This is a genomic window from Streptomyces sp. NPDC057616 (assembly GCF_042800575.1).
In the GTDB taxonomy this organism is placed as follows: Bacteria; Actinomycetota; Actinomycetes; order Streptomycetales; family Streptomycetaceae; genus Streptomyces.
Genome location: NZ_JBHVGU010000010.1, coordinates 86203 through 113085 on the forward strand (window position 1 = coordinate 86203; position 26883 = coordinate 113085).

The 26883-nt window shown below is 70.8% G+C and carries 24 protein-coding genes and 1 pseudogene; 15 read left to right on the plus strand and 10 right to left on the minus strand.

What is annotated here, in order from left to right:
* Window positions 1-5: 5 nt before the first annotated feature.
* Both ACFU97_RS14635 and ACFU97_RS14640 read left to right on the plus strand, forming a co-directional pair.
* Window positions 6-1112, plus strand: a complete 1107-nt coding sequence (locus ACFU97_RS14635; RefSeq protein WP_384255978.1) for a carbohydrate ABC transporter permease — start codon at window positions 6-8, stop codon at window positions 1110-1112.
* Window positions 1109-2008: a carbohydrate ABC transporter permease gene (locus ACFU97_RS14640; RefSeq protein ID WP_384255549.1), complete on the plus strand. Its 900-nt coding sequence runs from the start codon at window positions 1109-1111 to the stop codon at window positions 2006-2008. Before ACFU97_RS14635 ends, ACFU97_RS14640 begins: the two co-directional genes overlap by 4 nt.
* Before the next feature lie 22 nt (window positions 2009-2030).
* On the opposite strand, the gene ACFU97_RS14645 is transcribed toward ACFU97_RS14640, so the two are convergent.
* The 4 genes and pseudogenes from ACFU97_RS14645 to ACFU97_RS14660 all read right to left on the minus strand — a co-directional run.
* Entirely contained in the window at window positions 2031-2984 is a 954-nt protein-coding gene (locus ACFU97_RS14645) for a GNAT family N-acetyltransferase (protein WP_384255551.1), read from the minus strand.
* Window positions 2985-3037: 53 nt separating this feature from the next.
* Window positions 3038-3694: a class I SAM-dependent methyltransferase gene (locus ACFU97_RS14650; protein WP_384255553.1), complete on the minus strand. Its 657-nt coding sequence runs from the start codon at window positions 3692-3694 to the stop codon at window positions 3038-3040.
* A 50-nt stretch (window positions 3695-3744) separates the two neighbouring features.
* Window positions 3745-4185 (minus strand): DUF4265 domain-containing protein, encoded by a 441-nt coding sequence (locus ACFU97_RS14655; protein WP_384255980.1) that lies wholly within the window; start codon window positions 4183-4185, stop codon window positions 3745-3747.
* A gap of 81 nt (window positions 4186-4266) precedes the next feature.
* Window positions 4267-4631: pseudogene (locus ACFU97_RS14660) on the minus strand (hypothetical protein); the annotation flags it as partial.
* A 94-nt stretch (window positions 4632-4725) separates the two neighbouring features.
* Here ACFU97_RS14660 and ACFU97_RS14665 point away from each other — a divergent pair.
* The 12 genes from ACFU97_RS14665 (at window position 4726) to ACFU97_RS14720 (ending at window position 17380) form a co-directional block, all read left to right on the plus strand.
* Window positions 4726-5793: a glucose-1-phosphate thymidylyltransferase gene (locus tag ACFU97_RS14665; RefSeq protein WP_384255556.1), complete on the plus strand. Its 1068-nt coding sequence runs from the start codon at window positions 4726-4728 to the stop codon at window positions 5791-5793.
* Complete coding sequence (rfbB, locus tag ACFU97_RS14670) at window positions 5790-6776, plus strand: dTDP-glucose 4,6-dehydratase (protein ID WP_384255558.1); 987 nt, start codon at window positions 5790-5792, stop codon at window positions 6774-6776. Before ACFU97_RS14665 ends, rfbB begins: the two co-directional genes overlap by 4 nt.
* Window positions 6777-6863: 87 nt before the next feature.
* Complete coding sequence (gene rfbD / locus ACFU97_RS14675) at window positions 6864-7766, plus strand: dTDP-4-dehydrorhamnose reductase (protein WP_384255560.1); 903 nt, start codon at window positions 6864-6866, stop codon at window positions 7764-7766.
* A complete protein-coding gene (locus ACFU97_RS14680) occupies window positions 7763-8362 on the plus strand; it encodes an acyltransferase (RefSeq protein WP_384255562.1) in 600 nt (199 codons plus the stop codon). The genes rfbD and ACFU97_RS14680 overlap by 4 nt, the downstream gene beginning before the upstream one ends.
* Window positions 8363-8647: 285 nt before the next feature.
* Window positions 8648-9814: a hypothetical protein gene (locus ACFU97_RS14685; RefSeq protein ID WP_384255564.1), complete on the plus strand. Its 1167-nt coding sequence runs from the start codon at window positions 8648-8650 to the stop codon at window positions 9812-9814.
* Window positions 9811-10581, plus strand: a complete 771-nt coding sequence (locus ACFU97_RS14690) for a WecB/TagA/CpsF family glycosyltransferase (RefSeq protein ID WP_384255566.1) — start codon at window positions 9811-9813, stop codon at window positions 10579-10581. Before ACFU97_RS14685 ends, ACFU97_RS14690 begins: the two co-directional genes overlap by 4 nt.
* Complete coding sequence (locus ACFU97_RS14695) at window positions 10581-11840, plus strand: nucleotide sugar dehydrogenase (protein ID WP_384255569.1); 1260 nt, start codon at window positions 10581-10583, stop codon at window positions 11838-11840. The genes ACFU97_RS14690 and ACFU97_RS14695 overlap by 1 nt, the downstream gene beginning before the upstream one ends.
* 3 nt (window positions 11841-11843) lie before the next feature.
* Window positions 11844-13049 (plus strand): non-hydrolyzing UDP-N-acetylglucosamine 2-epimerase, encoded by a 1206-nt coding sequence (gene wecB, locus ACFU97_RS14700; protein ID WP_384255571.1) that lies wholly within the window; start codon window positions 11844-11846, stop codon window positions 13047-13049.
* 48 nt (window positions 13050-13097) lie between these two features.
* Complete coding sequence (locus ACFU97_RS14705) at window positions 13098-13958, plus strand: chain length determinant protein (protein WP_384255573.1); 861 nt, start codon at window positions 13098-13100, stop codon at window positions 13956-13958.
* Window positions 13921-15504, plus strand: a complete 1584-nt coding sequence (locus tag ACFU97_RS14710) for an oligosaccharide flippase family protein (RefSeq protein WP_384255575.1) — start codon at window positions 13921-13923, stop codon at window positions 15502-15504. The genes ACFU97_RS14705 and ACFU97_RS14710 overlap by 38 nt, the downstream gene beginning before the upstream one ends.
* Window positions 15501-16550, plus strand: coding sequence for a hypothetical protein (locus ACFU97_RS14715; RefSeq protein ID WP_384255578.1), 1050 nt, complete (start codon window positions 15501-15503; stop codon window positions 16548-16550). Before ACFU97_RS14710 ends, ACFU97_RS14715 begins: the two co-directional genes overlap by 4 nt.
* An 11-nt stretch (window positions 16551-16561) precedes the next feature.
* Entirely contained in the window at window positions 16562-17380 is an 819-nt protein-coding gene (locus ACFU97_RS14720; protein WP_384255580.1) for a glycosyltransferase family 2 protein, read from the plus strand.
* A gap of 13 nt (window positions 17381-17393) precedes the next feature.
* On the opposite strand, the gene ACFU97_RS14725 is transcribed toward ACFU97_RS14720, so the two are convergent.
* On the minus strand, window positions 17394-17933 hold the full coding sequence (locus ACFU97_RS14725; protein ID WP_384255582.1) for a hypothetical protein: 540 nt from the start codon (window positions 17931-17933) through the stop codon (window positions 17394-17396).
* 3 nt (window positions 17934-17936) lie between these two features.
* Window positions 17937-19151, minus strand: coding sequence for a GNAT family N-acetyltransferase (locus tag ACFU97_RS14730; protein ID WP_384255983.1), 1215 nt, complete (start codon window positions 19149-19151; stop codon window positions 17937-17939).
* A 309-nt stretch (window positions 19152-19460) separates the two neighbouring features.
* On the opposite strand from ACFU97_RS14730, the gene ACFU97_RS14735 reads away from it, so the two are divergent.
* Complete coding sequence (locus ACFU97_RS14735) at window positions 19461-20816, plus strand: potassium channel family protein (protein ID WP_384255584.1); 1356 nt, start codon at window positions 19461-19463, stop codon at window positions 20814-20816.
* A 136-nt stretch (window positions 20817-20952) separates the two neighbouring features.
* Here the strand turns inward: ACFU97_RS14735 and ACFU97_RS14740 are convergent, their stop codons facing one another.
* The 4 genes from ACFU97_RS14740 to ACFU97_RS14755 all read right to left on the minus strand — a co-directional run bounded on the left by ACFU97_RS14740 (window position 20953) and on the right by ACFU97_RS14755 (window position 26825).
* Window positions 20953-23574 (minus strand): family 78 glycoside hydrolase catalytic domain, encoded by a 2622-nt coding sequence (locus tag ACFU97_RS14740; protein ID WP_384255586.1) that lies wholly within the window; start codon window positions 23572-23574, stop codon window positions 20953-20955.
* Between the two features lie 53 nt (window positions 23575-23627).
* Complete coding sequence (locus tag ACFU97_RS14745) at window positions 23628-24539, minus strand: carbohydrate ABC transporter permease (RefSeq protein ID WP_384255589.1); 912 nt, start codon at window positions 24537-24539, stop codon at window positions 23628-23630.
* A gap of 3 nt (window positions 24540-24542) precedes the next feature.
* The gene (locus tag ACFU97_RS14750) at window positions 24543-25427 is read right to left on the minus strand and encodes a carbohydrate ABC transporter permease (protein ID WP_384255591.1); all 885 of its coding nucleotides are present in this window, start codon (window positions 25425-25427) and stop codon (window positions 24543-24545) included.
* Window positions 25428-25508: 81 nt separating this feature from the next.
* A complete protein-coding gene (locus ACFU97_RS14755) occupies window positions 25509-26825 on the minus strand; it encodes an ABC transporter substrate-binding protein (protein WP_384255593.1) in 1317 nt (438 codons plus the stop codon).
* Between the last annotated feature and the right edge of the window lie 58 nt (window positions 26826-26883).

Genomic DNA, 26883 nt, shown 5'->3' on the forward strand with positions numbered 1-26883 from the left:
CTGGCCTGCGGGTCACCCCTGACCTCCCCGGCCGTTCCGGTCCGGGCGCGACTCCCCGCGCCAAGCCGGCGGCGCGCGCGGGGCGTCGCGCCGAAGGCCGCTGGGGCTGGCTGTTCGTCAGCCCCATGGTGATCGTGCTCGGCCTCTTCCTGGTCCTGCCGATCCTGATGGCGCTCTGGGTGAGCCTGCTGCACTGGGACGGGCAGTCCAACCCGTTCACCGGGCAGACGAAGTTCGTCGGGCTCGACAACTACCGCGCCCTGCTCACCCAGGACGGCCTCGACCGCACCCTCTTCGCGACCTCCCTGCGCAACAACCTCTACTACGTGCTGCTGACCGTGCCGCTGCAGACCGTCCTGGCCCTGGCCCTGGCGCTCGTCGTCAACCAGCGGATGCTGCGCGGCCGCAGCGCCCTGCGCACCGCGTTCTTCTTCCCGTCCGTCACCAGCTCCATCGCCGTCTCCACGATCTTCCTCTTCCTGTTCCAGGGCAGCGGCGCCGTCAACACCATGCTGTCCTGGGTCGGGGTGAAGGGCCCGAACTGGTTCAACGACCCCCGTGGGGTGCTCTCCCTCCTCCTCGGCGGCCTGGGCCTGGTCGACACCGGACACCCCTCGGGCGTCCTCGCCGACCACTCCTTCATGGGCCTGTCCTGGTTCGAGTGGCTGTCCGGGCCGTCCGTCGCGATGTGCACGATCATCCTGCTCGCCGTGTGGACGACCTCCGGCACGTTCATGCTGATCTTCCTCGCGGCGCTCCAGGACATCCCGCGCGAACTGGAGGAGGCGGCCGCCATCGAGGGCGTCAACCGCCGCCAGCTGCTGCGGTATGTGACCCTGCCGGCCCTGCGGCCCGTCCTCTTCCTCGTCCTCACCCTCGGCCTGATCGCCACCTGGCAGGTCTTCGACCAGGTGTACGTGATGAGCCAGGGCGCCCCGGGCAACACGACGCTCACCCCGGCCTTCCTCTCCTACAGCAGCGCCTTCGGCGACGCCGACTACGGTCAGGGCGCGGCCATCGCCTTCATCCTGCTCGCCCTGATCCTCGCCATGACCGCCCTGCAACGCCTCGCACTGCGCGAACGCACACCCCGCCTCCGGAGGAACCGATGAGCACCCCGTCCTCGGCCGCCCGGACGCCAGGCCACCCCGTACTGGGCCGCTTCCCCCCACTGCTGCGCGTCCTCGGCCACACGGCCGTCGTCGCCCTCGGGCTGCTCTACGTCCTGCCGTTCGTGCTCCAGCTGGTCACCGGCTTCAAGACGGACCCGGACGCGGCCGCCCACCCTCTCGGCCTGCTCCCCACGACGCCCACGACCGCCGCCTACCAGCGCCTGTTCGGGCTCAGCCAGGCCGGCGAGGGAGTGCCGTTCCTGCGCTGGCTGGGCAACTCCGCCTTCGTCGCCGTGGTCGTCACCGCCGGACGCGTGCTGTTCGACTCGATGGCCGGATACGCGCTGGCCCGCCTCCGCTTCCGCGGGCGCGGTCTGCTGTTCGGCTTCGTCCTGGCGGTGATGGCGGTGCCCGGCGTGGCCCTGCTGATCCCCAAGTTCCTGGTGCTGAACACCTTCGGCCTCTTCGACACGTACACCGGCATGATCCTGCCGCTGCTGGTCGACGCCGCGGGCATCTTCATCATGAAGCAGTTCTTCGAGTCCATCCCGCGCGAGGTGGAGGAGGCCGCCCGCATGGACGGGGCCGGAGTCTTCCGCATCTTCTGGTCGGTCGTCCTGCCGATGGCCCGCCCCGCGCTGCTGACCCTCACCGTGCTCTCCTTCCAGGGCTCCTGGAACGAGTTCACCCACTTCCTCGTCGCCACCCAGTCCAGCCAGTACGAGACCCTGACCACGGGTCTGGCACGCCTGGTCTCGGGTGGTCTGGGCGGCGGCACCCAGTACCCCCTGAAGCTGGCCGCGGCCCTGTTGGCCACGCTGCCCGTCGCCGCCCTGTTCTTCTGCTTCCAGCGGTATTTCGTCCAGGGGGCGAACGCGGGGGCGGTGAAGGAGTAGCGGTACCTGGCCGGGACTGCGGCTACGGCCGGCCGGCGGTCCTGATGAGCGGTACGTCCCGGCTGAACATCCTGAAACCGACGCTGTAGTAGAGCCCGCGCGCCGCCGGATGCCCCGGTGCTCCCAGGCAGGCGACCGTCATGTGACGCGCCCCGGCCGCGCGGGCCAGATGCATCCCGTGCAGCAGCATCGCCCTGCCGAGGCCGCGGCGCCGGTAGTCAGGACGCGTTCCGACGGGCTCGAACTCGGCGGTGCCGTTCGCCTCGTCGAGCCACATGATCGCCGACGCGGCCATCGTGCCGTCCGGCGCCTCCACCAGGATGTGCAGGTCCCCGCGGTAGGGCGGCGTCCGGCGGACGCCCTCGTAGCCCTCGATCGTGTACGCGGACGGGGTCCACGCGTCCAGGTGGGCCTGGACCGCGGCCTGCGGGCCGGCCTCGTCGGCGGTGCGGAAGCGGAACCCGTCGGGGAGCACCGGCCGTTCGACGTCGTCGAGGTCCCGCTCGTTGAGCTGGGTCCAGGAGCCGGTGTCGCCGAGCGCGTCGGGATCGGTCTCGTAGCCGTGCGCCGCCCAGCGCTTGAGGGCGACGTCGTCGGCGGCCTGCGCGATCACCGAGCGCTCGAGGCCGGCTGCGACCCGGTCGTACCAGTCGATCACCTCGTCCACCAGCTCACCGTGGTCGGGATGCACCTGGTACACGAGGTGGGCGCCGGTGAAGTCCTTCACGGACCCGTCGTTCCGCCTCACCCGTCGTGGCAACGTGACCCATCCCCACGCCGCCAACTCGTTTCTGCCGAACCACAGTTGACGCCGCCAGCCGGCGCCGTCGCTCATGTGCCCCTTGCCCCAGATCCAAGCCAGTTCCCCGACCGAGGCATCGCTGTTCACCAGATCGGGCCGGAGAGCGGTGACCCGCCGAGCCAGGTCCTGCATGAGCCGTACGTCCGCGGCGGTCACGAGCTCGGAGTCGTCCATAGGGGGTCACTGTGCCAGCGCGGCCCGCCGGGATCGACCTGTTTTCCGGGTACTCAGGAGTGCTTCCACACGAGCGTGTAGCGCCAGAACAGCCGTCGTCGCAGGCGCGCTCCGGGAAGGACGGCTCGGGCCTCCCGCAGGACGTCGTCGAAGGTCATGTCCGCTGAGCGGGTACGGGCCGTCATGGAGACGGGCCGGGGCGAGGGGCGTCCCCTGTTCTTCAGCCGGCCCAAGGCGGCATTGGCCGGAATGGCGACACCACCGAGCAGATGGTCCACCAGAGAGTGAGCGCGGGACAGGCCGACGACCACCAGCGTCCCGCCCGGGGCCAGATGACGGCGGAAGGAGGCGAGGACCTGCGTGAACGGCAGATGGTGGATGGTGGCGACGCACGTGATGACGTCGTACGAGCCGGCAGGGAACTCGGCCACTACGTCCGCGACGGTGAAGGTCACGGGAAGCGCGGCAGGAGTCAGCTCCTTGGCCCGAGCGGTGATCACCGGATCGGAGTCGACTGCCGTCACGACGGCGGCACGTCCGGCCAGGAGTCTTGCGAGGTCACCGCTGCCGGAGCCGACGTCGAGGGCGTGGTCGACGTTTCTCGGCAGTTGCCTCAGGATCCAGCGGTGGTAGTGGGCGTTGTGATCCCACGGATGGGCGGCATTGAACCGTTCGAGAGCCCGCAGGACACGAGGCGACAGGATCTTCATCCGTGCAGTCCATCAAGTCCGGGAAGCGCGGGGAAGGAGCACCGCTGTCCTCACGAGCGCGCGGCGGCGTGCCAGGCGGCGGTGACGCACCCTTCTTCCCAGTGCCACCATTCCTTGGTCGCGCCGTGCTCCAACAGCGCGCGGATTTTGGGCAGATCTGCCTCCGGTGGGACATCCAAGGCCACCATCCGGAACTGCTCGATGCCTTCGCCCGTCGTGCCGAGGCGATGGAATGCTTCCAGGACGCTCTGCCGGGCGGCGGCCGAGCCGTCGTCCTTCAGCACGATGAGCCGGATGGTGCAGTTCTGCGAGGGCTCGACCGTTTCGCCGGCCCAGAGAACACCTTCATCGTCGGGTTCAACGCTGATGATGTCTCCGCCGGCGACACCCCGAACGAACCAGGGAGTGTTGTCCAGCCGCACCGTACCGTCGCCGAGGTCCACGGCCCACATGCTCTCCACACTCGCCGGCGGCCAGCCGTCTTCGTCCATGTCCAAACGGAAATGGACCTTCACATGATCGTCCCTGACTCCGCTGCTCGTCACCGAACCATCATCGTGGTCCAGGACCGGCCCGGACCAACCCGTAGCCGCCACCACCTCCCGCGCAATGTCCACGACGACGCGGCCGTCCGTCGCCACTCGGAGGCGGTGAGCAGGACTCGTACGATCCCCACCCCAGGACCCATGGCACGCACGAACATGGCCGTCGCCCCCGGCAGCGCACTGGCGGTGTTCGTGTAGATCAGGCGCCGGTGGCCGAGCCGGGAGAAGTTCGCCCACACGGCGGTCAGATTCCTTTCGGTGATCTCCGCGCGGTGCGGGTCTCCCGCCGGTACCGGATGCACCTGGCCCATGAAGTCGCCGTCGATGATCGCGTGAGGGCGGCCTGTCCGGCAGCCGCCAAGGCGGCCAGGGCCCCGCCCACCGCCCGACACGTCCCGAATGCCCTGGCTGCCCCACGTGGCGAAGACCGGCCCTACATATGCGGAATCCTTTCGTCTGCGTGCAGGGCGAAAGTATGGTGATCTCGTGAAGGCACTCCTGTTGTCTGGTGGCTCAGGTACCCGATTGCGCCCCATAACGCATACATCGGCGAAACAACTCGTACCGGTAGCGAACAAGCCGGTGCTCTTTTACGGTCTGGAGGCGATCGCGGAGGCGGGTGTCACCGAGGTCGGGATCATCGTCGGGGAGACGGCGGAGGAGATCCGTGAGGCGGTCGGCGACGGCTCCGCGTTCGGTCTCGACGTCACCTACATCCCACAGGACCAGCCGCTGGGGCTGGCCCACGCGGTGATGATCTCGCGCGCGTACCTGGGCGACGACGACTTCGTGATGTACCTCGGCGACAACTTCGTCGTCGGCGGCATCACGGACCTGGTCGACGCCTTCCGTGCCGAACGGCCCGACGCGCAGATCCTGTTGACCCAGGTGGCGAACCCCACCGCCTTCGGCGTCGCCGAACTCGACGCGGACGGGCGCGTGGTCGGCCTGGAGGAGAAGCCCGAGCACCCCAAGAGCGACATGGCTCTGGTGGGGGTCTATCTGTTCACGCCGGCCGTCCACGAGGCCGTACGCGCGATCAAGCCGTCCTGGCGCGGCGAGTTGGAGATCACCCACGCCATCCAGTGGATGATCGACGCCGGCCGTGACGTGCGGTCCACGACGATCTCCGGGTACTGGAAGGACACCGGGAACGTCACCGACATGCTGGAGGTCAACCGCTCGGTGCTGGAGACCCTGGAGGGCAGGGTCGACGGCACGGTCGACGAGACCAGCGAGATCATCGGCCGCGTGCGTATCGAGGCCGGGGCGAAGGTGACCGGCAGCCGCATCGTGGGGCCGGCGGTGATCGGTGCGAACACCGTGATCGCCGACTCCTACGTCGGCCCGTACACCTCGATCGCCGGCGACTGCCGGATCGAGGACAGCGAGATCGAGTACTCGATCGTGCTGCGCGACTCCTCGGTCAGCGGCGTCCGCCGCGTGGAGGCCTCGCTCATCGGCCGCAACGTCGAGGTGACTCCGGCGCCTCGGCGGCCCGCGGCCCACCGTTTCATCCTCGGCGACCACAGCAAGGTGCAGATCTCATCATGACGACCAGAATCCTGGTGACCGGCGGCGCCGGCTTCATCGGCTCGCACTACGTCCGCACGCTGCTCGGCCCCGCCGGGCCGGACGAGGTGGCGGTCACGGTGCTGGACGCGCTCACCTACGCGGGCAATCCGGCCAATCTCGACGAGGTGCGCGACGACCCCCGACTCGCCTTCGTCAAGGGCGACATCTGCGACGGCGAGCTGGTGAACGAACTGCTCGCCGAGCACGACGAGGTCGTCCACTTCGCGGCCGAGTCGCACGTGGACCGCTCCATCCTGGGCGCCACCGACTTCATCCGCACCAACGTCCTGGGCACCCAGACCCTGCTCGACGCGGCCCTGCGCCACGAGGTGGGCCGCTTCGTTCACGTCTCCACCGACGAGGTGTACGGCTCCATCGACTCCGGCTCCTGGCCGGAGACGGACCCGCTGAGCCCCAACTCCCCGTACGCCGCCTCCAAGGCGTCCAGCGACCTGATCGCCCTCGCGCACCACCGCACCCACGGGCTCGACGTGCGGGTGACCCGCTGCTCCAACAACTACGGGCACCACCAGTTCCCGGAGAAGGTCATCCCGCTGTTCATCACGAACCTGCTGGACGGCAAGAAGGTCCCGCTCTACGGCGACGGCGGCAACGTCCGTGACTGGCTGCACATCGACGACCACGTCCAGGGCATCGAGCTGGTGCGCACCGGCGGCCGGGCCGGCGAGGTCTACAACATCGGCGGCGGCACGGAGTTGACCAACAAGGAGCTGACCGCCCTGCTCCTGGAGGCCTGCGGCGCGGACTGGGACACCAGCGTCGAGTACGTCGCCGACCGCAAGGGCCACGACCGCCGCTACTCGGTGGACTGCCGCAAGGCGCGTACGGAGTTGGGCTACGAGCCCCGCAAGGACTTCGCCACCGGCCTTGCGGAGACGGTCGGTTGGTACCGCGAGAACCGGGCCTGGTGGGAGCCGCTCAAGGAACGCGCCGCCCTGTAAGTACCGCGGGAAAAGCACCGCGCGCACCATGACCGCCGCACCTCAAGTACCCCTCCCCCGGCCCCCTTTCGACGACGAGCGGACACGATGACCTCCACGACCACCACCTGGCTGATCACCGGCGCCACCGGCATGCTCGGGCAGGACGTCATGGCTCGGCTGCGCCGGGACGGCGAGTCGCCCGTCGGCCTGGGCCGGGCCGGCCTCGACATCACCGACGCCGACATGGTGCACGAGGTGATGGCGGCGCACCGGCCCCGGATCGTGGTCAACTGCGCCGCCTGGACGGCAGTTGACGAGGCCGAGGCACGCGAGGCGGACGCCCTGCGCGTCAACGGCGACGGGCCGCGGCACCTGGCCGAGGCCTGCGCGAAGACCGGCGCCGCGCTCGTCCACGTCTCGACGGACTACGTCTTCGCGGGCGACGGCGCCGGCCCCTACCCCGAGGACGCCGCGACCGCGCCGCGCAGCGCGTACGGCCGTACCAAACTCGCGGGCGAGCAGGCGGTGTCGGCCGCGCTGCCCGACGCGGGCTACGTGGTGCGGACGGCCTGGCTGTACGGGGCCGGCGGAGGGAACTTCGTCGACACCATGATCAGGCTCGAGTCCGTCAAGGACACCCTCGACGTGGTCGACGACCAGCGCGGGCAGCCCACTTGGACGGTGGACCTCGCCGACCGGCTGGTGCGGCTCGGACAGGCCGCCCTCGCCGGGACCGCGCCGGCCGGTGTCTATCACGGCACCAGCGGCGGCGAGACCACCTGGTTCGGCCTGGCGCGCGAGGTCTTCCGGCTGCTCGGCGCCGACCCCGCGCGGGTCCGGCCGACGACCAGTGACGCCTTCGTACGACCCGCTCCCCGCCCCGCGTACAGCGTCCTGGGCCACGACGGCTGGCGCCGGGCCGGGATCGACCCCATCCGTCCCTGGCGCGAGGCGCTCGAGGCGGCGTTTCCCGCTCTGCTCGACGAGAAGAAGGGTTCAGTCCGGTGAGCTCGAGGATCCAGCCGACCGCCCAGGTCGACGAGACGGCCACGATCGGTGACGGCACGACCGTCTGGGATCTGGCCCAGATCAGGGAGGACGCCCAACTGGGCAAAGGGTGCATCGTGGGCCGGGGGGCCTACGTCGGCCCGGGCGTCCGCATCGGCGACAACGTCAAGCTGCAGAACTACGCGCTGGTCTACGAGCCCGCGGTGCTGGCGGACGGCGTGTTCGTCGGGCCGGCGGCGGTGTTCACCAACGACTACTTCCCGCGCTCGGTGGACCCGCAGGGCACGTTGAAGCGCGGCGGCGACTGGGAGGCCGTGGCCGTCGTGGTGGCCGAGGGGGCGTCGGTGGGGGCCCGTTCGGTGTGCGTGGCGCCGGTGCACATCGGTCGCTGGGCGCTGGTCGCCGCGGGCGCCGTGGTGACCCGGGACGTGCCCGACTTCGCACTGGTGGCCGGAGTTCCGGCGCGCCGCATCGGCTGGGTGGGCCGGGCCGGCGTACGACTGACCGGACGCGAGGGGGAGCCGGGCGTGTGGGAGTGCTCCGAGACGGGAGCGCTGTACGACGAGAAGGACGACCAACTCGTCGAACGCGCGTGATGTCCTGTTTCCCCCAAACCGCAAATCTTCGAACATCTCCCGGCATAACATGTGTCTGAAGTGTGCAGAGCAAGCACAATGAGCACACGAACCCGAAGTACCCAGGGGGGGTTGCAGGGGTGGGGACACCTGTGTCTGAAATCCGGAGCGACCGCGCTCCGGTGTCCGACGTCTGACGCCTGACGGCTGCGACGTCCGACGTCTGCCTTACGCCGCGTGACCATGCACTCTGCGGCGCTCACCAAGTCTGTTCACAGGACCCAGGGGGGTTGGTGTGTCCAAAAGATGACCACCACACGTCTGGCGGCACTCGGCCATGAGGAACCGCCGCTTCTCGCGCTCGCCCAACGACTCCTCAAGGTCGCGGAGTCGGGACTTCCATCGATGCTGCTGCCCGGGAGTGAGGCCTTCGTCTTCACCATGGCCGGACAGCAGACCGCCGACGGGTCCTGGACCCTGGAACGGCGCGGGGCCAGCACCCGTTACGGGGCCATCACCGCGCTCGGCGTCCGCTTCCTGCCGGAGGGGCGCCAGCGTGCGGTGCTCGGCGGGCGTACGGCCCAGGAGTTCGCGGGCCTGCTGGTCGAGTCGCTGCCCGCGGTGACCAACCTCGGCGACGCGGCGCTCATCGCCTGGGCCGCCGCCGAGACCGACCACCCCAAGCTCTCCGACGCCCTCGCGCGCGTCTACGCACTCGACGAGGAGGGCCGGCCGCAGTACACCGTCGAGGCGGCGTGGGTGCTGTCCGCCCTCGCGGCCGCCCGCGAGACGGTCGACGTGGAGGAACGCTTCGGCGCAGCCCGGGACCGTCTGCTGCGCGCCCGTGTCGGCGACAGCCCGCTGTTCCCGCACGCCACCGGCCCCGGCCTGGTGCCCTGGTACCGGGCCCACATCAGCTGCTTCGCCGACCAGACCTACCCGCTGCAGGCCCTGGCCCGCGCCCACGCGAGCGCCGACGACGGCGACGCCGAGGCCCTGGCCGCGTCCGACGCCTGTGCGGCGCGCATCTGCGAACTGCAGGGCGAGGGCGGGCAGTGGTGGTGGCACTACGACGCGCGCACCGGCGGTGTCGTGGAGGGCTACCCCGTCTACAGCGTGCACCAGCACGCCATGGCGCCGACCGCGCTGTTCGACCTCGCGGACGCGGGCGGCACCGACTTCGGCGCGGCGATCCGCAAGGGGCTGCGCTGGATGACGGACGTACCCGAACTGGCGGGCTCGGAGCACCGGGAGCCGATGATCCTGGACGAGCTCGGCGCCACCTGGCGCAAGGTCTACCGGGGCGACCCGAAGAAGGCCGTGCGCGCCGCCCGGGGCCTGTCCACCCGTGTGGCGCCCGGCCTGCGGCTGAAGTCCCTGGACCGGATGTACCGCCCGCTGTCGGTGGACCGCGAGTGCCGGCCCTACGAGTTCGGCTGGATGCTCCACGCCTGGCAGGGGGGCCGGATATGACGCGGCGTCAGCAGTTGTTCGGGGTCGAGCTGGACCCGCTGACCATGGACGAGACCGTCGAGCGCTGCCTCGAAGCGGTCCGCGACGGGCGCCAGTTGGAGATCGGCGTGGTCAACGCCGCGAAGCTGGTGAACATGCGGCGCGACGAGCGCCTCGCCAAGGCCGTCTCCGGCTGCGACCTGGTGCTCGCCGACGGGCAGGCCGTGGTGTGGGCCGGCCGCATCCTGCGCGCTCCGCTGCCCGAACGGGTGGCCGGGATCGACCTGTTCCTGCGTCTGCTGTCCGAGGCGGAGACCACGGGCATCCCCGTGTACTTCCTCGGCGCCAAGCAGGAGGTGCTGGACCAGATGCTGCTGAAGGTGGCCGACCGCTTCCCCGGCCTGAAGGTGGCCGGCAGCCGCAACGGCTACTTCGACGACTCCGCACAGCAGGAGATCGCCGACGGCATCGCTCGAAGTGGCGCCCACATGCTCTTCCTTGGCATGACCTCGCCGAAGAAGGAGATCTTCACCGCCGCCTACGGCACCCGCACCGGCGCCCGCGTCGTGCACGGCGTCGGCGGCTCCTTCGACATCCTGGCCGGGGTCACCAAGCGGGCCCCCGCCTCCTGGCAGCGGTGGGGCATGGAGTGGCTCTACCGCGCGGTGCAGGAGCCGCGCCGGCTGGGCCGGCGCTACCTCACCACCAACGCATCCTTCCTTCTCATGACGGCGCGCGAGCTCTTCCGGCTCACCCCGTCGGCAGCTCCCGCGAACAGGAGTCACTGATGCGCGTCGTCGTCGTGGGACAGGGATACGTCGGGCTCCCGCTGGCCATCAGAGCCGCGGAGGTCGGACACGAGGTGATCGGCTACGACGTCGACACCCGCAGGATCAAGAGCCTCGCCGCCGGTGAGTCGTTCGTCGAGGACGTGTCCTCCGAGCGGATCCGGGCGGCCTTGGACAACGGCACCTACCGTGCGAGCGACGCGGCCCGCGACTGCGGCGGCTTCGACGTCGCGGTGGTGACCGTGCCGACGCCGCTGCACGAGGGCACGCCCGACCTCCGCTACATCAGGGAGTCGGCGGTCACCCTCGCCCGCTACCTCCGCCCCGGGGCCACGGTCATCCTCGAGTCGACCACCTACCCCGGCACCACCCAGGAGATGTTCGGCCCGATCCTGGAGGAGGGCTCGGGCCTGGCCGCGGGATCCGACTTCCACCTCGGCTACAGCCCCGAGCGGATCGACCCCGGCAACGCCGTCTGGGGCTTCAAGGAGACGCCGAAGGTCGTCTCCGGCGTCAACGAGGCGTCCTTGAAGGCGGTCGAGGGCTTCTACGGCCAACTCGTCGACACCACGGTGCCGGTGGGCTCGCCCAAGGAGGCCGAACTGGCCAAGCTGCTGGAGAACACCTTCCGGCATGTGAACATCGCGCTGGTCAACGAGGTCGCGATGTTCGCCCACCACCTCGACATCGACATCTGGCAGGCCATCGACGCGGCCTCCACCAAGCCCTTCGGGTTCATGAAGTTCACGCCCGGACCGGGCGTCGGCGGCCACTGCCTGCCGATCGACCCGTCGTACCTGTCCTGGCGCGTGCAGCGCGAACTCGGCCAGAGCTTCCGCTTCGTGGAGCTGGCCAACGACATCAACAACCACATGCCCGAGTACGTGACGCGCCGCATCACCGACCTCTTCAACGAGCGGCGCCGTTCCGTGAACGGCTCGCGCATCCTGCTGCTGGGCCTGGCGTACAAGAAGAACACCGGCGACGCGCGCGAGTCGCCCGCCCTGCGCATCTCCCAGCTGCTGCTCGACATGGGCGCCCAGGTCAGGGCCGCCGACCCGCACGTGGTCGAGAGCCTGCCGATGGACACCCGCCTGGTGCGGGTCGAACCGACGCCGCAGGAGCTGGCGGACGCCGACGTGGTGGTCCTGCTCACCGACCACGACGGCTTCGACTACGAACTCGTCGCCGAACACGCGCCCTTCGTCCTGGACTGCCGCCGGCGGCTCCCGGCCGGGCCCACGATCGAGGTGCTCTGAACCATGCCGCGCATCGTCTGCGTCGCCGGCGCACGCCCCAACTACATGAAGATCAAACCGGTGATGGACGCCCTGGAGGCCCGGGGTGCCGAGGTCCTCCTCGTCCACACCGGCCAGCACTACGACCCGGCCATGAACGACGTGTTCTTCGCCGACCTCGGCATCCGCCCGCCCGACCGCTACCTCGGGGTCGGCTCGGGCAGCCACGCCGAGCAGACCGGACGCGTGATGACCGCGTTCGAACCGCTCCTCGACGAGGTCGCCCCGGACATCGTCGTCGTGGTCGGCGACATCAACTCCACGCTGGCCTGCGCCCTGGTCACCGCCAAGGCCGGACCGCTGCTCGCCCATGTCGAGGCCGGACTGCGCAGCCGCGACTGGAGCATGCCGGAGGAGATCAACCGCGTCGCCACCGACCGCGTCGCCGACTATCTGCTGGCCCCCTCCCCCGACGCCGTGGACAACCTGCGCGCGGAGGGCTACCGGGAGGACCAGGTCCACCTCGTCGGCAACGTCATGATCGACACGCTGCTGGCCAACCTGGAGCGGGCCCGCGCCTCGGACGTGCTGGACCGATACGGCCTCTCCAAGGGCGAGTTCGGCCTGGTCACCCTGCACCGCCCCGCCAACGTCGACGACCCCGAGGTGCTCGCCGGGCTGCTGAAGGCGCTCGGTGAGATCGCCGGGAGCTGTCCGCTCGTGCTGCCCGTGCACCCGCGGGCAGCCGGCAAGCTGGCCGAGATCGGTGTCCCCGGTGGCATCCAACTCGTGCCGCCCGCCGGGTACTTGGACTTCATCGCCCTCCAGGACGCCGCCCGTGTCGTCCTCACCGACTCCGGCGGCGTGCAGGAGGAGACCACCGCGCTGGGAGTGCCCTGCGTGACCCTGCGCGACAACACCGAGCGCCCGATCACCGTCGAGCAGGGCACCAACGTGCTGGCCGGGAGGGACCCGGAGCGCATCGTGGCCACGGTGAACGGTGTGCTGTACGCTCCGCCCGCGCCGCGCCGGCCGGAGTTGTGGGACGGCCGCGCGAGCGACCGTATCGCCGAGGTCCTGCTGGCAGGAGGCACCGCGGCCACCCGCCCGCGGCCGACCGACCTGCCGGCACCGGCGGACCCTCCGGCATCGGCCGACCGGCCGAGAGCCGTCGGCCCGGAAACACCCATCGACCCGACGAGCCCCACGGACCGAACGTTCCCCATATGATCCGCTTGCAACATATGCTCGTCGAACGTCTGGTCGCTAGGGGGGACCATGGATCTCGCTGAGATCTTCCGGGTGATGCGCAGGCGCTGGTACGTCCTGCTGCCGGGGCTGCTGCTGACCGCCGGCCTGGTCGCCGCCGTGCTCACGCTCGTCCCGGTCACGTACCAGTCGCAGAGCACGGTGGTCCTCCTCAACTCCCAGAAGGCCACCGTGGCCTATGACGGCAATCCCTTCCTCAGCACCCAGACCTCGCTGACCGGCATGGCCGACAGCCTGGCGCGCAACCTCAACTCCGACGACTCGCTGCGGGACCTCAAGTCCCGTGGCGCGAAGGGCACGTTCGAGGCCAAGCTCGCCGACAACGCGCAGGGTCCGCTGATGTGGCTCACGGTCACCGGTACCGACAAGGCCTCCGTGCTGGCCTCGGACAAGATCCTCACGTCGTACGCCAAGGAGCGGCTGGACCAGTTCCAGAAGCAGCAGAAGGTCAACTCCAAGGCCATGATCCGCATGACGACGATCGTGCCGCCCCAGAACCCGGTGGCACAGACCAAGACGCGGCTCGAGTACATGGTCATGGCCGGAGGTCTGGGCCTGGTGCTGAGCCTGGTCGGCGTCTTCTACGTGGAGGCACGCCGACGGCCGCGCACGGCGCCCGCGCCGGAGGAGGCCGTACAGCCCGAAGGACCCGCGGAGCCGGTCACCGTCCGCGAGCCGACGGCCGGGGAGCCGGTCGCGGAACAGACGATCGCCCTCCGGCGCCCGCCCGCCTGGTCGCGGGCCGCCGAGAACCGGCGGGCCGCACAGCCGAGGGCCGGCCGGTCCGCCACGGCGGTGGCGCCCGCCGAGCCGCTCGACGAGGAGTCGACTCATGGACAGCGTTCGCACACCCGACAGCGAGAGATCTGAGGCGAGCGGAACAACAGCGGCGAGCGGAACGGCTCCGGCGCACGAGACGGCGACGGCCGACCGGCCCTCCCCGGGCGGTGGCAGCGCCGATCCGAACGGCAGCACTCCCGCCCCGGACTCCCTGGGGACGAAGGTCCGTTCGGCGGCCCGCTGGAGCCTGATCAACACCGTGGTCATGCGCCTGGGCAACTTCGCCACCGGCATCCTGCTCGCGCGCTTCGCCCTGGGGCCGGCCGAGTGGGGCGTCTACGGCATCGCGCAGACGGTCCTGCTGGTGCTGCTCTCGGCGAACGAACTAGGTGTCAGCCTGGCCATCGTCCGCTGGGACGGCGACCCGCGCCGCTTCGCGCCGACCGTCCTGACCCTGGCCACCGCGACCAGCGGCCTGCTCTACGTCGGCCTGTTCCTCTCGGCACCGACGGTGGCCGGACTGCTGGACTCGCCGCACGCCACGGGCGTACTGCGGGTCATGTGCCTGTGCCTGATCATCGACGGGATCGCCCAGGTACCCGCCGGCTTCCTGACCCGGGAGTTCGCGCAGGGCAGGCGGATGGTCATCGACGCGCTCAACTTCGTGCTCAGCACCGCCGTGACCCTGCTGCTGGCCTTCGCCGGCTGGGGCGCGATGAGCTTCGCCTGGGGCGCGGTCGCGGGCAACGTCGCCGCGCTCATCGGCTGCGCCCTCGCCGCCCCCGGCACGCTGCGCTTCGGCTGGGACCGCGAACAGGCCCGCGCCCTGCTGCGGTTCGGGCTCCCGCTGGCCGGGGCGAGCCTGCTCGCGCTCGCGGTCGTCAACGTCGACACCATGGTCGTCGGCTCCACCCTCGGCGGGGTCGCCCTCGGTTTCTACGTCCTGGCGTTCAACATGTCCGGCTGGCCGGTCCGGGTCATCTCCGAGGCGGCCAGACGCGTCTCCTTCGCCGGCTTCTCCCGTCTCGCCGACTCCCCGCAGGCCCTCGCCCAGGGCTTCAGCCGCGCCCTCGGCGTGCTGGTCACCGGCACCGTGCCGCTGTGCGTCCTGCTCGGCGGCCTCGCCGGCCCCGTCGTCCAGCTCATCTACGGCGACAAGTGGCTGCCCGCCGCCCACGCGCTGCCCTGGCTGATGGCCCTGGGCCTGATCCGCATCGGCTGCGAACTCGCCTACGACTGCCTGGTCGCCACCGGACAGCGCCGCTCCCTCATCCTCGTCCAGGGGCTGTGGGTCGTCGCCCTGATCCCCGTGCTGATCGCCGGCGCCCGCGCGGGCGGGATCGTCGGGGTCTCCCAGGGCCATGTCCTGGTCGGCGCCGTGCTGGTGGTCCCCGTCTTCCTGCACGCCCTCGGCCGGGCCGGGATCGGCCTCGCCCACATCGCCAGAGCCTGTGCCTGGCCCTTCCTCGGGGGAATCGTGATGACCGTGGTCCTCCTCGCCGCGAAATGGCTTCTCGGCGACGGTGTCCTCGCGCTGCTCGCCATCGGCACGGTGGCGCTGGCCAGCTACGCGGTGTGCGTGCTGCCCAGCCTCCGTTTCCTGCGCGGCTCCGACCGGACACCGGAGGCCGTATGAGCAGGCTCCGCGCGTGTGCCGCCGGCCTGGCCCTGCTGCTGGCGGCGGGCTGCTCCGGATCGGCCGGCTCCTCCTCGGCCGACCGGGCACCCAGCACCCTTGACCGGCCCCCGGTCGCCGCCGACCCGTCCAGCGCCTCGCCGTCGGTCCGTACGACGCCCAGCCCGAGCCCCTCCGGCTCCACGCCCGCCACCCACGGCCCCAGCGCGAAGCCCTCGGCGCGCGCCACCACCGTGACGTCGCTGGAAGCCGGCTTCCCCAACGCCGGGACCACCGGCCCCCGTACGGCCCTCAAACCGCACTCCACCGGGAACATGAGCATCAAGGCCGACGGCACGGTCATCAAGGGCTGGGACATCAAGGGGTCACTCGACATCTACGCCGACAACGTGACCATCGTCGACTCCAGGATCACGTCCACCAACTGGTGGGGAGTCAACCTGCGGCCCGGCTTCCACGGACTGCGCGTCCTGCACACCACCATCACCGCCGTCCCCGGCAAGGGCCCCGACAACGGCGGTGTGGACTACGCCGTGTCCAACATGGGCGCCAGCTCCATCGAGGTCGGCTGGTGCGACATCTCGGTCTTCGGCAACGCCCTGTCCATGGGCCAGGGCAACATCCACGACAACTACGTCCACGACCTGGTGCCCTTCCGCAACGCGGGCGGTGAATGGCAGCACACGGACGCGGTGATCAGCGGGGGCGGCAACTCCGGCCGGCTGATCATCCGTCACAACACGCTCCTCAACCCGGTGGACGTCGAGCGGGGAGCGTCCGCGAGCATCGGCCTGTTCGCCGACACGGGCCATGTCTCCAACACGGTGATCGACAACAATCTTCTGGCGGGCGGCGCCTACGCCCTCTACGGCGGTGGCGAGGGCGCGACCGGGATCACGGTCACGAACAACGTCTTCTCCACCCGCTACCACCGCAACTCCGGTGTCTACGGCTCCGTGACGGCCTGGAACGCCGGTTCCGGCAACGTGTGGCGCGGCAACCGGTACGCCGACGGAACGCCGGTCACGCCCGAGCCGGCTGGCTGAGGAGAACCGTGATGAGACGCGTGGCCCGCCTCCCCTGGGAACTCCTCAAGCTTGCCTTCGGCTGGCTGGTCCTGTTCGAACTCCGCAACAAGGTGCTGCTGGCCCCGTCGGCCCTGCGCCTGCGCCGCTTCGAGTCGGCGGAGGTCGACCGCCTGGCGCCCACGACCGCCGCCGCGCCCACGGCCCTGGTCGCGACGGTCATCGCAACGCACCGCCGCCCGGAGGAACTTCAGCGAGCCATCCACTCGGCCCTGTCCCAAACGGTCCGCGACCAGATCGTCGTGGTCGTCGACGACGGCGCGGGCCTCCCCGAACTCCCGGACGACCCGCGCCTGTTCGCCGTCTCCCTCTCCCGCAACACCGGAGTGGCGGGCGTGGTCCGCAACGTGGGCATCCGCCTCACCCGCTCCCGCTACGTGGCCTTCCTGGACGACGACAACGTCTGGGAACCAGACCATCTGGAACGGGCGTTGGCGGTCCTGAGCCCCCCGGCCGGACCGGACGCCCCCGAAGACCCTGACGCGCCCGACGGCATCTACACCGCCCTGCGCCGGGTGCTCCCGGACGGCACCGACCACGACGTCCTCTCCGTCCCCTTCGACCGCCATCGCGCGGCCCGCGAGTCCTTCCTGGACACCAACGCCTTCGTGGCCCGCCGCGACAGCACCCTCCACTTCAGCCGCCTCCACCGCACCCCGAAGGTCCTCCCCCGCGAGGACTGGGAGCTGATCTACCGCTACAGCCGGGGGCACAGGGTGCGGCACGTGCCGCACGCGACGGTGCGCTACCTGGTCAACCCGGAGAGTTTCTACACGACTTGGTCGGGCTGAGGACCGATACGCCTCACAGCCAGTCCGCCCGCTGCAGCACGGCGGTGGCAGTCGCGGCTACGGACGTGTCAGTGGCATCGATGCCGAAGTCCTCGACCTCGGCGCGGTCCAGGATGCGATCGAGTTCGCCCGAACGGTTCAGGTGCCAGGTCAGCCCGGTGTGGTCGTCGCCGTGGCGGTGGGCAAGGCGCCGGTGGACCGTGGGGAGTTGGACTCGCAGGCGACATACCGACAAACCGATACCGAGTGCCTCCTCGTACTGACGGCGCTCGGCTCGGCTCTCCGCCACCCCCGCGAGCACGAGCCGGGACACGCCCGCGTCGAGATAACTGCCCGCCACAAGGCGCAGGTTCCGCAACACCATGCCGAAGTTGAAGGGATCGCCTGCGGGACGCGGCCAGGAATTGCACAGCCAGTCGAGGTCCATCACCGCATGGGGGATCTCGGCGTCCGCGAGCAAGTTGCCCGCGGCCTCGGCCACCGAGGTCTTGCCGACGCCGACCGTGCCGGTGATCAGCAAAGCACGCGGGGTGGTGGAGTTGTCAGGAACCATCGATCAGAACCAGTGCAAGCAGTGCGGCTCCCGGTCCCCGCGGAACAGGGTGTCGGCGAGGTGGGCCGCGTTCGGGTGGTGGGGCCGGATGTGGCCCGCTCGGACGAGGGTGCTCGGTGTCGTGCCGCCCAGGTAGATCGAGCCCAGGTCGCTGACGTCCAGGGTCAGGTCGGGGGCGCGGTCCGTGGGGGTGCAGTCGGCCTTGCCGTTCTGGATGGTGAGGAGATAGCGGTCGTGTTCGTCCAGGAACGGGTCGGTGACGTCCAGGACCAGCTCGCCGTCCGTGAACCAGCCGCGGGCGGTCAGCGCGCGAGGGATGTCCAGCAGGCGCACCCAGAGCCAGTCCGTGTCGCCCGCCACCTCGCCCGCGCGGAAGTCCGTCAGTTGCCAGCGCAGCGGGTGCCCGGGCGGCACGTGCTTGAAGACGACCTTGTCGACCAGGTCGTGGTTCAGTACGAAACGGGCCAGGGCCGTGAATGAGGTGTCGTTGGCCGTGATGGTTTCGTCGACCGTCAGCGTCTGCCCCTCGCCGATCAAGTAGCTGGCGTAGCCGTCGGGCACACCTGTCGGGTCACGGTGGACCGCTGCGTAGCGCGACGCCGGCGCGATCGGAGGCTGTCCCGCGCCCGAGGCCCACCAGCGGGGCGGGCGGGAGAGCGCACCTGGCTGGGTGCGGCGGTAGCGGTCGTAGATCTCCTCCAGGAGGTCGCCGCACTCGGCACGCCGCAGTACCTCGACCGTGCCGGCCGGCGCGGCGTCCGCCTCACCGCCCCGGAGTCCCGCGAACGCTCCCCGGTGCCGCGGCACCGTCACCCGCTGCGTGTACGTCGCCGGGCCGTAGCCGAACCTGCGGTAGATCAGGGCCTCGGAGGCCAGGAGGACGGACATCGCCTCCCCGCGCGCCCGCAGCTCGGTGAGCTGGTGCCGCATCATCGCGCTGAGCACGCCCTGGCGCCGGTGCGAGGGCAGGACGCCGACCGCGGTCACCCCGGCGACGGGGACAAGGGTCTCGCCGGGCAGCGTGAGTTCGAAGGAGTACGCACCCGCCGTGCCGACGGGCCGCCCCTCCGCCGTCACGGCGAGCAGGTTGCGGTCCATCTCGAGCGCCGCCCACCACACCCCGCCGCCGTCCTCGGCCGGGGTTTCCGGGAAGCGTCCGAACGCGGCATGGAGGGTGTCGACGAAGACGTCGCGGTCCTGGTCGGTCGTGGAACGAATCTCCGTTGCTGCGGCTGCCTCCCCGGGACGACGGCACCACGGCGCGTGGTGCCCCGCGACAGTGCAGCCCCACCCCGTGCTCAGGTCAAGCGAATTACGGCAGGTCCCGGCCCCACCGCCGCACCACGCAAATCGGATCCTTCCTGTCAAGTGAGGCGACCGTACAACCCGCCACGTGATCGTCATCCAATTCGGCGGCATGATCGCCGCCGCGAAAGGCCGACGCTAGGTCCCATGACGAAGCCTTCCTCGACCCCACCGTCCACACCGCCCCGCCGACTGCAGCTGACCGGAGGATGACGAGACGCCGTGAACCACTCCCCCGCCCCGGCCGGCGGCCGCTCCTTCGTCGTCATCGGCGAGACCAACGTGGCGCGCCGGGTGTGCGCGTCCCTGCGCGAGGGTGCGCACATGGTGCGGCACCTGACCAAGCCCCGTGACGAGGAACTGCGGGCCGCCATGACGCCGCCGCCCGACGCGGTGGCGGTGCTGCTGCACGACGACGTCGCGGCACTGCGCTACGCCCTGGCCGTCGCCCACATGTCCGACCGCACCCCGATCACCGTCACCATCTTCGACCGCACCATGGCCGGCGAACTCCTGCGCCTGCTGCCGCAGTGCCATGTCACCTCCCCCGCCGACCTGGCCGCGCCCGCCCTCGCCGGACCCTGCCTCGACGGCACGATCGCGGCCCTGTCCCACAAGGACGGCCGCCCGCATGCCGTGCAGGTCACCGACGGGCACACCCCGTCCGCCCGGCCCTGGAGACCGGAGCGGGACCACCGCCGGTCCCGGATCGGCCGCCTGGCAGGGCAGTTGCGGCCCCATGACGCGGGCACCCGGCTGATGCTCGTCGGCATGCTGGGCATGCTCGCCGTCCTTCTCGCCGACCTCACCTGGCTGATCGCGCTCGGGCACCACCCCGCGCAGGCGCTGTTCGACGCCGCCCGCGTCGTCGCCACCGTCGGACCGGCGGCCGCACCCGAGCACTCCACCGTGTATCCCGTGGTGGCCAGCGTGTTCATGCTCGGCACCATCGTCTTCAGCGCCATGTTCACCGCGGGCCTCATCGACCGGATGCTCGGGCCCCGCCTGGTCGGGCTGATCGGACCGCGCACCATCCCCCGCGCGAACCATGTCATCGTCGTCGGCATCGGCCAGGTCGGCCTGCGGCTGTGCGGTGAACTGCGGCGCCTGGGCGTGCCGGTGGTCGGCGTCGAGCGCGACCCCGACGCGCCGGGCGTCCGCCTCGCGCGCTCCCTCGGCATTCCCGTTCTGACCGGCCACGGCGGCGACCGGGCCGTCATGGAGAAGGTCCACCTCGACCGGGCCCGGGCGCTGGCCGCCGTCGGCTCCGACGACCTCGACAACATCGCGGTCGCCATCGCCGCGCACGGCATCGCACCCGGAACGCGCGTCGTCCTGCGGGCGGGTGAGCACGAGGCGATCGCCGAGACCCGCTCCCTGCTGCCGCTGGGCACCATCCGCGACGTCACCAGCCTGTCCGCCGCCTACGTCCTGGCCCGCCTCCTGGACACACCGGCCACCGGCGTCATCTCCCATCAGCACCGCATGTTCGTCCAGCTGCCCGCGGACACCTTCGAGCCCTGGCCCCTCGCGGCCCGCACCGGCTGCGCCCACGTGGATGTCGCCCTGACCTCCTGAGCAGCAGGACGGGGCCGGGCGGGGGCGGGTCAGGACGCCCTAGGGAGAAGAGGGGGGGGGTTGGGGGCGGCCGCCCCCACCCCCCCCCCCCCGGCCCCGTCGTCGTGTTCTCAGAACCGCCACCGGCCCGCGCGTCTCAGGCCGCGGCGCGGTCGAGTTCCCCGCTGTCCAGCCGGTGCCGGCCCGGTCCTACGGGGACGGGGGCGCAGCCCGGCAGGTGCACCACGCCTTCGCAGCCGTCGGGCACGACCACGTCCGCCGTCATGCCGGTCGCGGTCTGCTCCCAGGCGATCGAGGCGGTGCCGTAGGGGGTGTCGTGCCGTGTCGTCGCCGAGGTGATGCCGCCGCCGGGGCGGGGGCGGAAGCGGAGGGTGCGGTAGCCCGGCGAGGTGGGCTCCAGGCCACCGACGACGCGGTGCAGCCAGTCCGCCACGGCCCCGAGGGCGTAGTGGTTGAAGGAGGTCATGCCGCCGGGGTTGAGGGTGCCGTCCGGGCGGAGGCTGTCCCAGCGCTCCCAGATCGTCGTCGCCCCCATGGTGACGGGGTAGAGCCAGGAGGGGCACTCGGTCTGGGTGAGCAGCCGGTAGGCGACGTCGAGATGGCCGTTGTCGGTGAGGGCGTCGCAGATGAGCGGGGTGCCCACGAAGCCGGTGGCGATCCGGGCGTCGTCCAGCAGCACGAGCTCCGCCAACCGGTCGGCGGCGGTGCGGCGTTGACGGGGATCGTCGAGCAGACCGAACACCAGGGCCAGGGAGTAGGCGGTCGGGCTGTCGCTGGTCATACGGCCGTCGGGCAGGACGTAGCGGCGGCGGAAGGCGTCGGCCACCTCCTCGGCGAGCCGGCCGTAGTCGGCGGCCAGGTCGTCGTGGCCCAACGCGCGGGCGGAGTCGGCCAGATGGCGGGTGGACCAGGCGAAGTAGCCGGTCGCCACGAGGTGGCGGTCGGTGCGGGCGGCGGCCGGGTCGTCCGGCGGGGCGATCGGGTCCAGCCAGTCGCCGAGCTGGTGGCCGGTGTCCCACAGCCGGTCGGGTCCGGCCAGGCGGGCCATCAGATCCACCCAGGCGCGGCCGGTCGGGAAGTGGCGGCGGAGCAGTTCCAGATCGCCGAAGCGCTGGTGCAGGACCCAGGGGGTGAGCGCGGCGACGTCGCCCCAGGCGGCGCCCGGCCGGATCGGCGTCCACTGCGGGCCGCCGGGGATGACGGGGACGTACCAGGGGACGGTGCCGTCGGGCAGTTGCTCCACGGCGACGTCGCACAGCCAGGAGTCGAGCATGCCGGCGCAGTCGTAGAGGAAGGAGGCGGTGGGGGCGAAGACCTGGATGTCGCCGGTCCAGCCGAGGCGTTCGTCGCGCTGCGGGCAGTCGGTGGGGATGTCGACGAAGTTGCCGCGCATGCTCCACACCACGTTCTCGTGCAGGCGGTTGACGAGCGGGTCGCTGCACGCGAACCAGCCGGTGCGGCGCATGTCGGTGTGGTGGACGCGGGCCACGACGGCGTCCTCGACGGGGCCGCCGGGCCAGCCGGTGATCTCGGCGTAGCGGAAGCCGTGCAGGGTGAAGCGCGGCTCCCAGGTGAGGGCGGCGCCGGGCAGGACGAGGGTGTCCTCGGCGGTGGCGGCGCGCAGCGGCCGGGTGGCGAGTTCGCCGTCCTGGAGGACCTCGGCGTGGCGCAGGGTGACGGTGGTGCCGGCCGGCCCGTCGACGGTGATACGCAGCCGCCCGACCAGGTTCTGCCCGAAGTCGAGCAGCAGGCGTCCGTCGGGCCTGGGCGTCACGGTGACGGGGCGTATCTCCTCGGTGCAGCGCACCGGAGCCGCGGTCGGTGCGACGAGGGTGCGGGGGTCGCGCTCGCCGACGGCGACCGGGGTCCAGGCGCCGCCGGAGGTCTCGTCGCCGGTTTCGTCGCCGGTGCGGCCGTCGGGGGTGGACCAGGCGGGGTCGTGCAGGCGGGCGTCGAACGTCTCCCCCTCGTACAGACCGCTGAAGAGGATCGGGCCGGTGGCGGCCTGCCAGGTGGGGTCGGTGGCGACGACCGTGACGGTGCCGTCGTCGTGGGTGACTTCGAGCTGGGCGATGAGCGACTGGTCGCGGCCGTAGAGGTTGCGATGGCCTCCGTCGAAGCCGATGCGGCCGCGGTACCAGCCGTCGCCGAGCCAGGCACCGAGGGTGTTGGCGCCCTCGGCGAGGTGGGCGGTGACGTCGTAGGTGTGGTAGCGCAGGCGCTCTCCGTAGACCGTCCAGCCGGGCGAGAGCGTGTCGTCACCGATGCGGCGGCCGTTGATCTCGGCCTCGTACAGGCCGTGGGCGGTGATGTACAGACGGGCTCGGGTGACGGGTCCGGGGAGGGTGAAGTCCTTCCGGACGCGCGCGGGTTGGCGGTCGCTGTCCGGGTCTTCGGGCCAGGCGGGGCCGACCGGCCGGGCCTGCCAGTCGGAGGGCTGGAGGAGTCCGGCCTCCACGGCCGCGGGCTCGCTCCACGCGGAGGGCGCGGCCGGCGCGTCGGCGGTCCACACGCGCACGCGGACGACGGCGCGTTCCCGGGAGACGAGGGGGCGACCGGGCCAAGGCACCAGGATCTGCAGCGAGTTGGCGATCCGGCCGGTGCGCTCGGTCACGCCGCCGCGTGCGATCTCGATCTCGTGGGCGACCTGGGCGCCGGTGCCGGCGGGCAGGGTCCAGGACAGTCGGGGCTCGGGGACGCCGGTGCCGAGGCCGTCGAGGAGGTGCTCGAAGGTGACCGGGGCAGGCTGAGAGGACACAGGTGTGGGGCCTTCCGTGGATGCGGGCTGGTGCGGTGTCGGCGCTGCGGTGATCAGCCCTTGACGGCTCCCGAGGTGAGTCCCTTCATCACCTTCTGGTTGAGGAAGAGGTAGATCACCAGGGTGCCGAAGACGTTGATGCAGATGGCGGCGAACAGCGGGCCGTACTGGGTGGCGCCGAAGTCGCCGGTGAAGTTGAGCAGGCCGACCTGGACGGTGCGCAGGTCCTGGCTGTTGGTGAAGGTCAGCGCGATGAGCAGGTCGTTCCAGAGGAAGAAGAACTGCACCAGTCCGACGGTGAGGACGGCGTTGCGGACCATGGGCAGGCTGATGGTCCAGAACGAGCGCAGGATGCCCGCGCCGTCGATGGTGGCGGCCTCGAAGAGCTCGCGCGGCAGGCTCTTGTAGTACGTCGCCATCATGAACACCGCGAGCGGCAGGCCGGTTCCGGTGTACGTCAGCACGAGGGGCCACAGGGTGCCGGACAGGCCGGTTTGGAAGTAGACGGTGAACAGCGGCAGCAGGATCATCTGGGCCGGCACCATCATGCCGGCGAGGAAGATCAGCAGGGTGAGGCTGCGGCCCTTCCACACCATGATCTGCAGGGCGAAGCCGGCCGCGCTGCCCAGCAGCAGGATGAGCGCGAGGGCGGGCAGGACGGCCAGCAGGCTGTTCTGCACGTAGAGGCCGATGTTGCCGGTCGTCCAGGCCTCGCCGTAGTTGCCCCACTCCCAGTGCGTGGGCAGGCTCCAGGTGGAGTGGTCGAGGTAGTCGCTGTTCGACTTCAGCGAGGTGAGGAACATCCATACCAGCGGATAGATCTCGACGACCAGCAGGACGGCGACGACGGCCCTGGCCCACCAGCGGCTGCGGCCGCGGGTGGTGCGGCGGCGGAGGGGGCGGACGGCGCGTCCGGGCCTCCCGTCCGTGGCGGCCGCGGTCTTGAACGGCGTGTCTACGGCCATGGTTCAGCCCTCCGTGAGGTCGCGGCGCGAGAGGCGGAAGACGACCAGGCTCACCAGCAGGCACACCACGGTCAGCAGCAGGGCGACGGTGCTGCCGTAGCCGTAGTCGCCGTAGGTGAACGACGTCTGGAACATGTACAGGGTCAGCGGCGAAGTGCTGTTGCCCGGGCCGCCGTTGGTGAGGGCGACGATCGAGTCGAAGACCTTCAGGGTGCCGTTGATGCTGAAGACCAGGGACGACATCAGCACCGGGAACGACATCGGCAGCACGATGTGGCGGACCAGCCGCACGCCGGTGGCGCCGTCGAGGCGGGCGGACTCCAGCACCTCCTCGGGGATGTCGACGAGTCCGGCGAACAGCAGGACGGCGTAGAAGCCCATGGAGCGCCAGACGTCCATGATGATCAGGACCCAGAAGGCGTGGCCGGCGCTGCCGAACCAGTCGACGGAATCCAGACCGACCGCGTTGAGCAGGGAGTTGACCGGGCCGGTCTGCGGGGCGATCTGGAAGAACTTCTGGAACAGCAGGCCGACCGCCACGGTGGGCAGGACGACCGGGAAGAACACCAGGGTGCGGACGAGGGCGGAGGCCTTCTTGAGGAAGAACACGTAGAGCAGGGCCAGGAGATAGCCGGCGACCACCTGGCCCGCGGTCACGGCGGCGGCGTACTTGAGCGTGAACCACAGGGCCTCGCGCACGGCCGGATCGGTGACCAGGCGCTGGAAGTTGGCCAGGCCGTTGCCGGTGAACCCGTCGATGGTGTTGCCCTTGGTGAAGGAGTATCCCAGCGACCACACCATGGGCACGAGCATGATCAGGGAATAGACGAGGAGGGCGGGACCGAGCAGGATCACCACGGCCCTGCGGTCACCGAGTACGCGGTGCATGGGTGCGTCCACTTCGTTGTCGGGTGTGCCGGGCGGCCGGGGCGCACCGGTTGCACGGGCCGGCCGGCCGCCGGGCCGGCGTCACTTGGTCGACAGGGCGTCCTGCACCGTCTGCATGAACTGCCGGGCGCTCATGCTGCCGTTGACCAGCGAGGCCGCGTTGGTCTGGCTGACGGTGGTGGCCTTGGTGCTGAACAGGGCCTCGAACCACAGCACGTTCCGCCGGGAGCTGCTGATGGTCTTGCGGACCTGCCCGGTGACGGCGTTGGTGTCCGCGACGGTGCCGCTGGTCCTGAAGCCGGAGATCGAGCCCTGGTCCTTGAGCGCGGTGGTGCCGTAGTGGGCGGCGATGCACTTCACCCAGGAGCCGACGTTCTTGTCGAAGGTGCGCTTGCCGAGGGTCATGGGCAGGCCGACGTTGGACGGGTACTGGTCGACGGAGCCCTTGCCGCCGGAGACCGCGGGGAACGGCATGAACCCGACGTTCGCGGCACCGATCTTGTCCTGCTCGGGGTCGGCGATGTTCGTCAGCGCCCAGCTGCCCATGTAGAACATGGCGGCCTTGCCGGTGAGGAACTGGTTGAAGGCGGTGTCGTAGTCGATGGAGCCGACGCCCTTGCCGAAGTAGCCCTTCCTGCCGAGGTCGGCGACCTGCTGCGCCGCCTCGACGTAGGCGGGGTCGGTCAGCTTGGCCTTGCCGTCGGCGACGTCCTTGAGCGCGTCGGGTCCGAGGCTGCGGTAGAGGTAGCCGCTGATCAGCCGGGTCAGCGGCCAGCCCTGCTGGCCGGAGGCGGAGAACGGCTGGATGCCCTTCTTCTGCAACGCGGCGGCCGCGGCGACGAGTTCGTCCCAGGTGCCGGGAACGGCGATGCCGTTGTCGCTGAAGACCTTCTTGTTGTAGAAGATGCCCTCGATGTTGTACTCGTACGGCAGGACCGCGAGCTTCCCGCCGTACAGGGCCTTGATGGTGGAGACCGCGGAGGGCTCCAGCCGGTCGTAGACGCCGAGGCTCTTCAGCTCCTTCTCCAGATCGGCGATCTTGCCGGACGTGTAGAGCTGCTGGGTCAGCGCGGGGGCGTTGCCGGCCGCGAACTGCACGGGCAACGCGCCCTGTCCGGCGAGCAGTTGGAGCTTCTGGTCGAGGCTGGTCTGCGGCACGGTCTCCACCTTCAGCGGCAGCGCCTTCTGCGCCGCGCTGCAGGCTCCCTTCGACAGGGTGGTCAGAGCCGTCTTCACCGTCGTGTTCTCGGTGTTCGTCAGGTAGCTGAAGTGGTCCGGGGACGAGGCCGAGCCGCTGCCGGTGCCTCCGCAGGCGGTGGCGATGAGGGCCAGGGCGGCGGCGCCGGCGGTCGGCCCGGCCAGGCGGGCCCTTCTGGCGGAGGACGAGACGGTGTTCACGGCAGGCTCCCTGTCGTCGGTGAGGGCGGAGTCGGGCGGTGCGGCGCCGGGGGCGGGC

Excerpts from the sequence above, each read along its gene's own strand:
- ACFU97_RS14640 (WP_384255549.1), top strand. The coding sequence starts at position 1,109 with ATGAGCACCCCGTCCTCGGCCGCCCGGACGCCAGGCCACCCCGTACTG.
- ACFU97_RS14645 (WP_384255551.1), bottom strand. The coding sequence starts at position 2,984 with ATGGACGACTCCGAGCTCGTGACCGCCGCGGACGTACGGCTCATGCAG.
- ACFU97_RS14650 (WP_384255553.1), bottom strand. The coding sequence starts at position 3,694 with ATGAAGATCCTGTCGCCTCGTGTCCTGCGGGCTCTCGAACGGTTCAAT.
- ACFU97_RS14655 (WP_384255980.1), bottom strand. The coding sequence starts at position 4,185 with ATGGACGAAGACGGCTGGCCGCCGGCGAGTGTGGAGAGCATGTGGGCC.
- rfbB (WP_384255558.1), top strand. The coding sequence starts at position 5,790 with ATGACGACCAGAATCCTGGTGACCGGCGGCGCCGGCTTCATCGGCTCG.
- rfbD (WP_384255560.1), top strand. The coding sequence starts at position 6,864 with ATGACCTCCACGACCACCACCTGGCTGATCACCGGCGCCACCGGCATG.
- ACFU97_RS14685 (WP_384255564.1), top strand. The coding sequence starts at position 8,648 with ATGACCACCACACGTCTGGCGGCACTCGGCCATGAGGAACCGCCGCTT.
- ACFU97_RS14690 (WP_384255566.1), top strand. The coding sequence starts at position 9,811 with ATGACGCGGCGTCAGCAGTTGTTCGGGGTCGAGCTGGACCCGCTGACC.
- ACFU97_RS14695 (WP_384255569.1), top strand. The coding sequence starts at position 10,581 with ATGCGCGTCGTCGTCGTGGGACAGGGATACGTCGGGCTCCCGCTGGCC.
- wecB (WP_384255571.1), top strand. The coding sequence starts at position 11,844 with ATGCCGCGCATCGTCTGCGTCGCCGGCGCACGCCCCAACTACATGAAG.
- ACFU97_RS14705 (WP_384255573.1), top strand. The coding sequence starts at position 13,098 with ATGGATCTCGCTGAGATCTTCCGGGTGATGCGCAGGCGCTGGTACGTC.
- ACFU97_RS14710 (WP_384255575.1), top strand. The coding sequence starts at position 13,921 with ATGGACAGCGTTCGCACACCCGACAGCGAGAGATCTGAGGCGAGCGGA.
- ACFU97_RS14715 (WP_384255578.1), top strand. The coding sequence starts at position 15,501 with ATGAGCAGGCTCCGCGCGTGTGCCGCCGGCCTGGCCCTGCTGCTGGCG.
- ACFU97_RS14720 (WP_384255580.1), top strand. The coding sequence starts at position 16,562 with ATGAGACGCGTGGCCCGCCTCCCCTGGGAACTCCTCAAGCTTGCCTTC.
- ACFU97_RS14725 (WP_384255582.1), bottom strand. The coding sequence starts at position 17,933 with ATGGTTCCTGACAACTCCACCACCCCGCGTGCTTTGCTGATCACCGGC.
- ACFU97_RS14745 (WP_384255589.1), bottom strand. The coding sequence starts at position 24,539 with ATGGCCGTAGACACGCCGTTCAAGACCGCGGCCGCCACGGACGGGAGG.
- ACFU97_RS14750 (WP_384255591.1), bottom strand. The coding sequence starts at position 25,427 with ATGCACCGCGTACTCGGTGACCGCAGGGCCGTGGTGATCCTGCTCGGT.